13 protein-coding genes are annotated in these 11,800 nt (G+C 65.1%); 4 read left to right on the top strand and 9 right to left on the bottom strand.

Features of this window, described 5'->3' with window-relative positions; translation table 11 throughout:
* Positions 1–155: 155 nt before the first annotated feature.
* Positions 156–929 carry a ferredoxin--NADP reductase gene (locus tag QW845_RS05005; protein ID WP_315715287.1) on the bottom strand — a complete coding sequence of 258 codons (774 nt, stop codon included), beginning with the start codon at positions 927–929 and terminating at the stop codon, positions 156–158.
* 288 nt (positions 930–1,217) lie between these two features.
* Between QW845_RS05005 and QW845_RS05010 the strand changes: the two genes are divergently transcribed.
* From QW845_RS05010 to QW845_RS05020, 3 genes are all read left to right on the top strand, one after another.
* Positions 1,218–2,171, top strand: a complete 954-nt coding sequence (locus QW845_RS05010) for a RimK-like protein (protein ID WP_315800537.1) — start codon at positions 1,218–1,220, stop codon at positions 2,169–2,171.
* A gap of 112 nt (positions 2,172–2,283) precedes the next feature.
* The gene (locus tag QW845_RS05015) at positions 2,284–3,423 is read left to right on the top strand and encodes an FAD-dependent monooxygenase (RefSeq protein WP_315800538.1); all 1,140 of its coding nucleotides are present in this window, start codon (positions 2,284–2,286) and stop codon (positions 3,421–3,423) included.
* A complete protein-coding gene (locus QW845_RS05020) occupies positions 3,420–5,033 on the top strand; it encodes a benzoate-CoA ligase family protein (protein ID WP_315800539.1) in 1,614 nt (537 codons plus the stop codon). Before QW845_RS05015 ends, QW845_RS05020 begins: the two co-directional genes overlap by 4 nt.
* A 38-nt stretch (positions 5,034–5,071) precedes the next feature.
* Here QW845_RS05020 and QW845_RS05025 read toward each other — a convergent pair whose 3' ends face one another.
* Positions 5,072–5,581 (bottom strand): MarR family transcriptional regulator, encoded by a 510-nt coding sequence (locus QW845_RS05025; protein ID WP_315800540.1) that lies wholly within the window; start codon positions 5,579–5,581, stop codon positions 5,072–5,074.
* On the bottom strand, positions 5,571–6,203 hold the full coding sequence (gene maiA, locus QW845_RS05030) for a maleylacetoacetate isomerase (RefSeq protein WP_315800910.1): 633 nt from the start codon (positions 6,201–6,203) through the stop codon (positions 5,571–5,573). The genes QW845_RS05025 and maiA overlap by 11 nt, the downstream gene beginning before the upstream one ends.
* A gap of 102 nt (positions 6,204–6,305) precedes the next feature.
* Between maiA and gtdA the strand changes: the two genes are divergently transcribed.
* Positions 6,306–7,343, top strand: coding sequence for a gentisate 1,2-dioxygenase (gene gtdA / locus QW845_RS05035; RefSeq protein WP_315800541.1), 1,038 nt, complete (start codon positions 6,306–6,308; stop codon positions 7,341–7,343).
* A 10-nt stretch (positions 7,344–7,353) separates the two neighbouring features.
* Here the strand turns inward: gtdA and QW845_RS05040 are convergent, their stop codons facing one another.
* From QW845_RS05040 to QW845_RS05065, 6 genes are all read right to left on the bottom strand, one after another.
* A complete protein-coding gene (locus tag QW845_RS05040; protein WP_315800542.1) occupies positions 7,354–8,181 on the bottom strand; it encodes an ABC transporter permease in 828 nt (275 codons plus the stop codon).
* Positions 8,174–8,947, bottom strand: a complete 774-nt coding sequence (locus tag QW845_RS05045; RefSeq protein WP_315800543.1) for an ABC transporter ATP-binding protein — start codon at positions 8,945–8,947, stop codon at positions 8,174–8,176. Before QW845_RS05045 ends, QW845_RS05040 begins: the two co-directional genes overlap by 8 nt.
* Before the next feature lie 42 nt (positions 8,948–8,989).
* Positions 8,990–9,991, bottom strand: coding sequence for an ABC transporter substrate-binding protein (locus QW845_RS05050; protein ID WP_315800544.1), 1,002 nt, complete (start codon positions 9,989–9,991; stop codon positions 8,990–8,992).
* Positions 9,992–10,103: 112 nt separating this feature from the next.
* On the bottom strand, positions 10,104–10,331 hold the full coding sequence (locus tag QW845_RS05055) for a hypothetical protein (RefSeq protein WP_315800545.1): 228 nt from the start codon (positions 10,329–10,331) through the stop codon (positions 10,104–10,106).
* A gap of 137 nt (positions 10,332–10,468) precedes the next feature.
* Positions 10,469–11,062, bottom strand: a complete 594-nt coding sequence (locus tag QW845_RS05060) for a hypothetical protein (protein ID WP_315800546.1) — start codon at positions 11,060–11,062, stop codon at positions 10,469–10,471.
* Positions 11,052–11,744: an alpha/beta family hydrolase gene (locus tag QW845_RS05065; protein ID WP_315800547.1), complete on the bottom strand. Its 693-nt coding sequence runs from the start codon at positions 11,742–11,744 to the stop codon at positions 11,052–11,054. The genes QW845_RS05060 and QW845_RS05065 overlap by 11 nt, the downstream gene beginning before the upstream one ends.
* Between the last annotated feature and the right edge of the window lie 56 nt (positions 11,745–11,800).

Genomic DNA, 11,800 nt, shown 5'->3' on the forward strand with positions numbered 1-11,800 from the left:
TCCCTGTGTCGCGCCGGACGTCTGCAGGTCCGGTCTTGCTGCCGAAAATCGCACGGCCGCTTCGAAACGCGCAAGGAGGATATTGCCAACGAAAAGAGCGCCCCGATTGCGTCGAGGCGCTCTTTCGAAAGTGTCAAAGTCGGAAGCTTGGCGGCTCAGCGCTCGACGAACGCTTTCTCGATCACGAAATGGCCGGGTTCGTTGCCGCTGCCTTCGAGGAAGCCGCGGGATTCGAACATGGTCTTGAGCTCCTCCAGCATCGCCGGGCTGCCGCACATCATGATGCGGTCCTTGGCGATGTCGAGCTCATGCTGGCCGATATCGTTGAACAGCTGCTGCGACGAGATCAGGTCGGTGATGCGGCCGCGGTTGCGGAACGGCTCGCGGGTGACGGTCGGATAATACTGCAGCTTGCCGTCGAGCAGCTCTCCGAACAGCTCGTCCTCGCGCAGCTTGGCGACGACGCTCTCGCCATAGGCGAGCTCGGCGACCTGGCGGCAGCCGTGGACCAGCACGATACTCTCGAAACGCTCGTAGACGTCGGGATCCTTGATCAGGCTGGCGAACGGGGCAAGGCCGGTGCCGGTCGACAGCAGCAGCAGCCGGCTGCCGGGCAGCAGGTTGTCGGGGATCAGCGTCCCGGTCGCCTTGCGGCCGACCAGGATGGTGTCGCCTTCCTTGATCTTCTGCAGCCGGGAGGTCAGCGGACCGTCCTGCACCTTGATGCTGAAGAACTCGAGTTCCTCCTCGTGATTGGCGCTCGCCATGCTGTAGGCGCGCAGCAGCGGCCGGCCCTCGACCTCAAGGCCGATCATCGCGAACTGACCATTCTGGAAGCGGAAGCCCGCATCGCGGGTGGCTCGGAAGGAGAACAGGGTGTCCGTCCAGTGGTGAACGGAAAGAACTTTCTCTTTATAGAACGCGCTCATGTCGTTTGTTTTTTCACGTGGGCTGAAGTTGGAAGAAACAAGTCGTGACGGAGGCAGGACCGCAAAAACCCTATAGATCCAGCGATTTCGGCGCCTGATGTACGTGAAAACAGCGAATAATCAACCCGCGTGGACGCACCATTGATCACGATCAAATGCATGCCGGCTGATGCCCGGAATCGCCTCGATCGGCCGTTCATTCGTACACAAACGATGTGGGTAATTTACTTGCCGAGATTCCGATTTTCCAGCACTTTAATTCCGCATCTCCGGCCCAATCCTTGAGCAATGATTAACCATCCGCAGACCCAGCTCGCCGCCATCACCCGCTATTGCGTCGAACGAGGCATCGCGCTCGACGTGCGGGAGGACGGCTGGTTGCTGGTGCTCGAGGATGCCACCCGGCGTCACCTGATCTTCGGCTATGATCTCGGCCTGAACAGTGCGGTGGCGCACAGGCTGGCCTGTGACAAGGCGGCGACCTCGGCGCTGCTGAGAGCCGACGGGATTGCCGCGGTTCCACACGCATTCTTTCTGGCGCCGGTCCTTGGCGGCCAGTCCGGCCAGACGGCCGAGGCCGTGCTGGCGCTGCTCGAAACGCATCCGCGCGGGCTGGTGGTCAAGCCCAACGAGGGCACCTCGGGGCGGTCGGTGGTCCGCGTCACGGCGAAGGATGACCTGCTGCGCGCAGTGAACGGCATCTTCGAGACCGACGCGAACGTCGCGATCGCGCCGCTCATGGACATCATCGACGAAGTCCGGGTCGTGCAGCTCGATGACGCAGCCATGATCGTCTATCGCAAGCAGCGCCCCATCGTGATGGGCGATGGCGTCAAGTCGCTCCGCGACCTCGCGCTGGCGGCCACTCCGGCCGCGGGACACGCGCAACTCCTGCGGCGCCTCGACGCAGAATTCGACGCGTCTGCGCTGCGCGCCGTCGTGCCGCGTGGCGAGCAGCGCCTGCTGAGCTGGCGCCACAATCTCGAATTCGGGGCTCAACCCGAGCTGCTCGAACCCGGCGCGCAACGGGACCTCTGTGCTGCGCTCGCCACCGCGGCGGCGCGCGTCATCGGCATCCGCTACGCATCGGTCGACCTCGTGCTGGCCGATGGACGCTGGCAGGTGCTCGAAATCAATTCGGGCGTGAAGATGGAGGCGCTCGGCCGGCATGCGCCGGAGCTGGTCGAGAGCACTTATTTCGCCGTGCTCGACACCATCTTCGGCAGAGGCCCACCGAAATGACGCGCGGCCGGCGGCCCGATCTCCAGCAATAAGATTTCTCTGGCCTCGATCAGGATGAGGGATTAGTCTCCGGTCCAAAATAAACAGTATACTGTCAATATGGAGGACGTCCTTGCGCATCGCCGTGCTCGGCGGCGGCCCTGGCGGGCTGTATTTCGCCTATCTCTGGAAGAAGCGGCACCCCGCCGCCGTGGTCGATCTGTTCGAGCAGAATCCGGCTGGAGCGACCTGGGGCTTTGGCGTCGTGTTCTCCGACCAGGCGCTTGAATTCCTGCGCGCCGACGATCCCGACACCGTGGACGCGATCGCGCCGCGCATGGAGAGCTGGCGCAACATCACGCTCAATCTGCGCGGCGAGACCGTCGAGATCGACGGCGTCGGCTTTTCCGCGATCGGCCGGCTCGAGCTGTTGAAGCTGCTGCAGGCCCGCGCCGAGAGCGTCGGCGTCGTCGCCCGCTACGGCACGACCGTCCAGTCGCTAGACCAGCTCGCAGGCTACGATCTGATCGTCGCTGCCGACGGGCTGAACTCGCTGGTCCGCCGCAGCTTCGAAGGCGATTTCGGCTTCTCCGTGTCCTACTCCAGCAACAAGTTCGCCTGGTACGGCACGTCGAAGACATTCGCGACGCTGTCGCAGACCTTCGTCGCGACCGACCACGGCAGCTTCAACGCGCACCATTATCGCTATGCGCCGGACATGAGCACGTTCCTGGTGGAATGCGATCGCGCCACCTGGCACGCTTATGGCTTCGCCGAGATGTCGGTCGATGAATCCCGGCGCGTCTGCGAGCAGGTGTTTGCCGCCACGCTCGATGGTCACGCGCTGGTCTCCAACCGATCGGTATGGCGCAATTTCCCCTGGGTCTGGAACGAGCACTGGTGGCACCGGAATATGGTGCTGATCGGCGACGCGCTGCATACCGCGCACTTCTCGATCGGCTCCGGGACGCGGCTGGCGATCGAGGACGCGATCGCGCTCGCCAAGGCGCTCGATGCCGAGAGGAGTCTCTCCGACGGCCTCGCCCGCTATCAGGCCGAGCGGCAGCCAATCGTGAAGAAGCTGGTGACGGCGGCCCGGACCAGTAGCGACTGGTATGAATCCTTCCCGGCCCACATGACGCTCGGCCTGTTGGATTTCGCCTACAGCTATATCACCCGGTCCGGGCGCATCGATGATTCCAGGCTGCGGGCGATGGCCCCGCAATTCATGGCCCGCTACGAGGCAGCTCGGCGCACGGGAGCGCACGGATGACGAACGAGATCGCCGACAAGGTTCCGCGCGACAGCGCCGGCGCGCGCGAGATCGGCTTCGCGATTCCCGCCCGCTACAATGCCAGCCGTGTGCTGTTCGACAATCTCGCCAGAGGCAACGCCGACAAGGCTGCGCTGATCGGTCCCGCCGGCCAGCGCAGCTATGCCGAGCTGTGTGCCGACGCCTGCCGTTGGGGCAACGGCTTCGCCGCGCTCGGGCTCAGCCGCGGCGATCGTGTCCTGCTGTTCCTCGACGATACACCGGCCTATCCGGCCGCGTTCTTCGGCGCAGTGCGCGCCGGCTTCGTGCCGCTGCTGATCAACACGCTGACGCCGCCGGATCTGCTGCAATTCTATCTGGCTGATTCCGGCGCCAAGGTCGCGGTCGCCGACGCCGAGTTTGCCGCACGGTTCGACGCCCAGGCCTGCGCCGAGACCGCGCTGCGCACGCTGATCGTCGTCAACGGCGATGTGCCGGCCACGGCCGTCGCAACGACGGTTGCCGTCGATGCGTGGATGCACGACTTCAGCGATCAGTTGGCGGAGGCCGACACCCACCGCGACGAGATGGCGTTCTGGATGTACTCGTCCGGCTCCACCGGTCGCCCCAAGGGCATCGTCCATCTGCAGCACGACATGGCCTATAGCGAGCAGGCGTTCGCGCGCAACGTGCTGCGGCTGACGCCGGACGACATCTGCTTCTCGGTGCCCAAGATCTTTTTCGCCTACGGTTTCGGCAACGCGATCACCTTTCCATTCTCGGCCGGAGCGACGACGCTGCTGCTGCCCGGCCAGCCGAAACCCGCCGCCATCTTCGATGCGATCAGCCGCTTCCGTCCCACCGTGTTCTTCGGCCTGCCGACGCTCTACACCGCGCTCACCAAGGCCGAGGGTGCGAAGGAGGCGGACTTCTCGTCACTGCGGCTCGCGGTCTCCGCGGCCGAGGTGCTCTCGGCCGAGGTCTTCAACGGCTGGAAGAGCCTGACCGGCCTGGAGATCGTCGAAGGCCTCGGCTCGACCGAGGTGCTGCACGTCTATCTCTCGAACCGCGAGGACCGCAAGAAGCTCGGCGCCGCGGGCCTGCGCGTCCCCGGCTACGAGATCGCGCTGCGCGACGGCGAAGGACGCGAGGTCGTCACCGGCGAAGAGGGCATTCTCTGGGTACGCGGCGACTCGAACACGCCGCTCTACTGGAACCGTCCGGACAAGACCGCGGAGACGATCCGCGATGGCGGCTGGATCTACACCGGCGACCGTTTCGTGCGTGATGCCGACGGCTTCCATTTCTTCCGCGGCCGCGCCGACGATCTGGTCAAGATCTCCGGACAATGGGTCTATCCGCTCGAAGTCGAGCTCTGCCTCGCCGAGCATCCCGATATCCGGGAGTGCGCCGTGTTTGCGCACGAGTTGCCGGATCGTCGCATGAGCCTGAAGGCCGTGGTGGTCACCAACGGCAGATCCAGGGACGAGCCCGCAACGGTCAAGGCGCTGCAGGATTACGTGAAAACGAAGCTGCTGCCTTACAAATATCCGCGCGAGATCGTGTTCCTCGACGAGTTGCCGAAGACGGGCACGGGCAAGATCGATCGCCAGGCGGTGATGCGGCTGTGAATCGACGCCGTCCGCCCGAGAGCCGCGGAGCTCCGCGATCAGCCGGCCTTGCCAAGATGCTCCAGTGCATCCTCGGCGCGCAGCGGCACCCGCGAGACCTCGTTGTTGAGATCGACGAGCTGCGCCAGCAGGGCCATCAGCATCTTGCGATCCGCGGCCTTCAGCGGCGCCAGCATGCGGGCCTGGGCGCGATCGACCGCCGGCATGATCGCACGGAGCAGTGCGCCACCCGTTCTGGTCAGGTAAAGGAGCTTGACGCGCTTGTCCTCGGCCGACGGTTTGCGCTCGATATGGCCCTTACTCTCCAGCCGCTCGATCACGCTGCCGAGCGTCGAACGGTCGAAGGCGATCACCGCCGACAACCGGGTAGCATCGATGCCCGGGTGCGTCTGGATCGCGACCAGCGCCGCGTATTGCACCGGCGTCAGGTCGAACTCCCGACACTCCTCGACGAAGATCGACACCGCAATCTGCTGCATCCGCCGGAACAGATAGCCCGGCTTGGTGTAGACTGCGTCCATCGTGATGTCGGGCGGCCTACTCGGCATCGGGCTGACGCTCCGGAGCAGCATCGGCGAAGGCCGGCAGCGCCTTCGCCGCGGCTTCGGCCTGCAGCAGGCGCGGGAACGCTGCGACATCGACGCCGAAGCGGCGTGCATTGCCGAGCTGCGGCACGAGACACAGATCCGCCAGGGTCGGCGCGGCACCGAAGCAGAATGGTCCGGGCTCATGCTTGATCAGCGCTTCGCAGGCAGCGAGCCCCTCGCGATTGGCCCAGCCGGCCCAGGCCGTGACCTTGTCCTCGGGCAGGCCGAGCTCCCGGAGCCGCGCCAGCACCTTCAGGTTCTGCACCGGATGGGTGTCGCAGGCGAGCACCTGCGCGAAGGCGCGGACCTGGGCGCGCCGCAACGGATCCTTCGGCAGCAGCGGTGGCTCAGGATGGGTCTCGTCGAGCCATTCGATGATCGCAAGCGACTGGATCAACGCGACGCCGCTGTCGTCCTCGAGCGCGGGGACCAACCCCTGCGGGTTGAGCGCGAGATAGGCGGGCGCGCGCTGCTCGCCCTTGCGGAGGTGATGCGGCAGATGCTCGGCCGTGAGACCCTTGAGGTTGAGCGCTATCCTGACTCGATAGGATGCGCTGCTGCGGAAATAGCCGTGCAGCTTCATCATGGCAGTCCTCCCGATGCGATGGCTCTGGTTGTATTTGACGGTAATCAAATTGGCAGTATACTGTCAATTAAGAACGACATCTGATCATGGGAGGGACGCATGGCCGCGGTTTCGACACCAGAGCGCGAGGCGTTCTACAAGAAGATCGACGGCGAAAACATGACGGCGCTGTGGACGGTGATGAGCGATCTCATCACGCCCGAGCCGAAGAGCGCCTGTCGCCCGCATCTATGGCAGTTCGCGGCGATCCGCGACTATATGATCGAGGCCGGGCGGCTGATCACGGCGAAGGAGGCCGAGCGGCGCGTGCTCATCCTGGAGAATCCCGGGTTGCGCGGGCAATCCAAGATCACCACCTCGCTCTATGCCGGCGTTCAGATGGTGATCCCGGGCGACGTCGCCCCCGCCCATCGGCACAGCCAGTCCGCATTGCGCTTCGTGCTGGAAGGCAAGGGCGCCTTCACGACCGTCGAGGGCGAGCGCACCCTGATGGAGCCGGGCGACTTCATCATCACCCCGTCGATGACCTGGCACGATCACGGCAATGAGACCACCGAGCCGATGTTCTGGCTGGACGGCCTCGACATTCCGCTGGTGCAGTTTCTCGACGCATCGTTCGCGCAGGGCGCGCAGGAGGACCAGCAGAAGGTCGCGCGCCCCGCGGGCGACAGCTTCGCGCGCTACGGACATAACCTCCTGCCTGTCGACGCCAAGCGCAGATCCAGGACATCGCCGATCTTCAACTATCCCTACATCTATACGCGCGAGGCGCTGGAGAACGCGAAGCGCAGCGAGGAATGGGATGCCTGCCACGGGCTGAAGCTGAAATTCTCAAATCCCGAGACCGGCGATTTCGCGATGCCGACGATCGGCACCTTCATCCAGCTGCTGCCGAAGGGCTTCAAGACCGCGCGCTATCGCTCGACCGACGCGACCGTGTTCACCGCGATCGAGGGCAAGGGCCGCAGCCGCATCGGCGACCAGACCTTCGAATGGGGCCCGCGCGATCTGTTCGTCGTTCCGAGCTGGCAATGGGTCAGCCACGAGCCGGACGAGGATGCGGTGCTGTTCTCGTTCTCGGATCGCCCGGTGCAGCAGAAGCTCGACCTGTTCCGCGAGGATCGCGGCAACGCGTGACGCCGGTCCGTCACCGCCAGCGCAGCAGCCGCGCCTCGAGCATGCTGATCAGCCGGCCGACGACGAGGCCGAACAGCGACAGGATCAGGATCCCCGCCATCAGCTGATCGGTCTGCATCAGGTTGCCGGCCTGCAGCACGAAAGTGCCGATGCCGGTCTCGGCGCCGATCATCTCCGCCGAAACCACCAGCATCAGCGCCACCGACGCGGTGATGCGGAAACCGGCGAGGATCGATGGCAGCGCCCCGGGCCAGATCACGCGGCGGACGATGGTCGGGAACGGCACGTCGAAGCTCTGCGCCATGCGGATCAAATTGCGCGGCACCGCATCGACGCCGCTATAGACCGAGATCGTGGTCGAGAAGAACACGCCCAGCGCGATCGTCGCGATCTTCGGCTGCTCGCCGATGCCGAGCCAAAGAATCAGCAACGGCAGCACGGCAATCTTCGGAATCGGAAACAGCGCAGAGACGAACGTGATGCCGATGCTGCGCGCAATGCGCCAGAGGCCGATCGCGAAGCCTGTGACGATGCCTGTGGCCGTGCCGAGCGCCCAGCCGGATACGATGCGCACGAACGAGGCCGAGACATGCTGCCAGAGCGCGCCGCTTTCGGCCAATCGATACAAGGCGCGCAGGATCGTCAACGGCGTCGGCAGGAACAAGGGATTGACCAGCGCGAGGCTGCCGACCACTTGCCACAGGCCGAGCGCCGCCGCGAGCGCGAGCCAGCCGGCCCAGCGGCTCGCGGCCGGAGTGAAGCCGCCACCCCGGAACGGCACCTTCCGGCTCTGCGCACCGGCGACCTCGGGCGGTTCGGCCGGGGATCGTTCAAGCATTCTGGACCTCGCGCTCGGCATCGATCGCCTCGCTCCGGATCAGCCCCCAGAGCTCGTTCTGCAGGTCCATAAGTTGCGCGCGCACTCCGGCGTCACCGCGGCTGCGCCGCGTCGCCGGGACGCTGACGACCCTCCGGATGCGGCCAGGACGGCGCGACAGGACGACGATGCGATCGGCGAGCCGCACCGCCTCCTCGAGATTATGCGTGACATAGATCGCCCCCATGGTGCCGTCGGCCAGCAGATCGACGAAATCCTCCATCAAGAGCTCGCGGGTCTGCGAGTCCAGCGCCGACAACGGCTCATCCATCAGCAGGATTGCCGGGCGGACCGCCAGCGCCCGGGCAATGCCGACCCGCTGGCGCATGCCGCCCGACAACTGCTTGGGATAGACGGTCCGGAAGTCGGCCAGCCCGGTCCGCTGCAACGCATCGTCGACGGCGGCGGCGCGCTGCTGCGTCGACAGCGATGTATGGAGGAGCGGAAACGCGACGTTATCGGCGGCGCTCGCCCACGGCAGCAGCGCGAAGTCCTGGAACACGAACGTCAAGGGATTGAGGCTGCCGGGCGGCGGGGCTCCGCGCAGCAGCGCCTGCCCCTTGCTCGGCTGCAACAACCCGCCGAGGATCGACAGCAGCGTGCTCTTGCCGCAGCCGGACGGTCCAACGATGGCCACCACCTCGCCGGCTCCCACCGTGAACGACACGCCATCGAGCACTTCGAGCGCGTCGAAACGGTGGCTGATGGCCTCGGCGATCAGGTCCATGTCAGATGATCCCGCTGCAGGTCCGCACCGCGCCTGCCCTCATCAATCCGGCTTCACGAGGTCTTTGGCGATGATCGCAGCCGCATCATAGCCCTGGTCCGCGAAACCCTGCGCCTGAAGCCATTTGATCTGGCTGTCGATGTTCTTCACGTCGAGCTTGCCGTCGGGATCGATATAGGCGCAATTGCCCACGACCTGCTCAACCGGCAGGTTGGTGTACTTGCCGATGATCTCCAGCAATGGCCTGGTCTTGTCGTCGATGGCGGCAGTGCCGTCCTTGACCGAGGCGAGCACGACATCATGATACTCGCGCTCGGCGCGCTGAAGCGATGCCAGCAACTTGCCGACCAGGGCCGTGTTGGCCAGCGTCTTCGGCCCGGCGAACACGCCGGAGACCTGCCACGGCGTCTCGTCGCCGACCCAGCCGAGATGTTTGACGGCACCCTCCTCCATCAGCTTGCGCGCGACGGAAACCGGCATCAGCGCCGCGTCAACGGTCTCGCCCTTGATCGCGGCCGACATGTTGGACATCGACTGAAGCGGCACGATCTTCACGTCGCCGAGCTTGAAGCCGTATTTGTCGGCCAGCAGCCCCACCGAGTAGTGAAAGCTCGACCCGACCTGGGTCATCGCCACGCGCTTGCCGGCAATGTCCTTCGGCGTCTTGAGACCTGCCTCATAGGCCTTGTTGCTGGCAAAGTAGCCGATCAGCGGAAAGCCCGGGCGGTCGCGGCTCATGCCGGCGATGATCTTCAACGCGCCCTTGCCTGCAAGGTTGTACAATCCCGCGGTGAAGGCGGTCACCCCGACATCGACGTCGCCCGTGGCCGTCGCCACGGCGATCGGTTGCGCTGCATCGAAAAACTTCAGCTCGACGTCGAGGCCGGCGTCGCGGAAGTAGCCCTTGTCCAGCGCGATGAACACCGGCGCGGACGAGGACAATCGGAGGACGCCGATCCGGAGCTTGGCGTCGTCCGCCAGCGCGGCGCTGATCGATACGAGGCTCCAGAGCAGCCCCAGGACGACGCCAACGTATCGGAACATCACACTCTCCAAGATCTGGCGCCCCGCATACCCCGGCCCCATAACGCCGACTTGTTGCAATATTTCGCGCCTGATGTCGCGCCAAATTTTCGGGAGTCGGGAGATCGCAGCCTCAGAGGCCGGGCGTCTTGCTCCAAGCCGCCGCGTCCATCACTGTAACGCGTATGAGGTAAACGCCCCTGCAATCGGCGGTCCGGTTCTTTGCCGCGACGGTGAGCTTCCTGCAGGGGCCACGAAACGTCTCGATCCCTTTCAATCCATACTCTGCACGGACCGACATGGCCGGCAGGCTCGCCGCGCCGAGGGCCAGCAGCCAAACGGATGAAGCTGTCTTTCTCATCGCGATCTTCTGACAAAGTGGATATTTCCGAGTGGGCCGGATTTGCCGCGTGGACCGTACGATCGCGAGTGACGACCAGCGACGCCGCGACGAGCTCTCCTGCTGGCCCATCCTGCTTGTGCACAGAGCTGACGGCCTCAGAAGGTCTGCATCACCGGCTTCTCGCCATTGGACATGAATAGCCCTTCAAAGCGGCCGATCTCGCTGTCGGCGGTGCATTCGATCATATCTGGTCCCTTGAACGGATTGCCGTGGCGGCATTGCCCCTTGGCCGTCACCTTGTTGATCGCCGTCCGACTTTGGCCAAAGATCATCATGTCGACCGGTGTGACGAACTTGTCGGGGCCGGGTTGCTCCTGCAGATCGCCACGATTCGAGAACGTGACGATGCTGCCGTCGAGCAAGGTGAAGTAAAAGCCGGTGCGCTGATCGTCATAGTCGGTGTTGAGCAGCGTGCCCTTGCATTCCAAGCTGCGATCCTTTCCAGCGACGATGAGCTTCTGGCAAGTCCCCTTCACGAGCACCATGCCGGTCAGCCTGGCATCGGCGAGTGACAGCGTTGCGGAGAGCATCAGCACGCCGAGCGCGCACACCGACACCGGCAAATTCATCGAACTCCCCCTCTCCGGCCGTTCAATATGACTGTGCCTCAACCTCCGGCGACATGAAAGTTCTATTTTTGTTCTCGTGCCATTTTCTTGGAAATGGACGCTCGGCGCATCAGCCGGCACGCCCCTGGAGAGTCTCCAGCCACGCCGCAAACGCCTCCGTCAGCTCCTCCATGACGGCCTGATCATTCCGGCCGGAGCGCGCAGGCACGTGGAAGGCGTGGTCGGCCTGATCGAGCCAATGCAACGTCGCGCGCGGTCCCAGCCGCCTCACGACGGGCGCGAGCAGCTCCATCTCCGCAAGCTTGTCGCGCGTCCCCTGCAGGAACAGCATCGGGACCTCGATCGCGTCGAGATGATCGGCGCGCGCAATGGAGGGCTTGCCGGCGGGGTGAAGTGGAAAGCCGAGAAAGGCGAGCCCGGCCACGCCCGGCAGCGGCGCTGCACTCTGCGCCTGCGACGTCATGCGCGCCCCGAACGACTTGCCGCCCGCGACGAGCGGCAGCCCCGGACAGAGCCGCGCGGCCTCCGCCACGGCCGCCCGCACCGCGGCGTGGGCGAGCGCGGGCGGATCAGGGCGCTTGCTTCCCTTCTCCATGTAGGGAAACTGAAAGCGCAGCGTCGCGATGCCGCGTGCGGCAAGGCTTGCGGCGGTCTGGCTCATGAAGACGTGGCTCATGCCGGCGCCCGCGCCGTGGGCGAACACGAAACAGGCGCGCGGCCGAGGCGGGGCCATGAACAGCGCGGACACGACGCCCGCGCCGTCGACGGGAAGCGCAAGGGAGCGCGGCTGGTGCTCGGTCATGCCCCAGAGTGCGAGCCGGCGTCCCCTGCGTCAACTCCAGTGACCACCGGCTTTGC

This window comes from Bradyrhizobium sp. SZCCHNS3002 (assembly GCF_032377435.1).
In the GTDB taxonomy this organism is placed as follows: Bacteria; Pseudomonadota; Alphaproteobacteria; order Rhizobiales; family Xanthobacteraceae; genus Bradyrhizobium.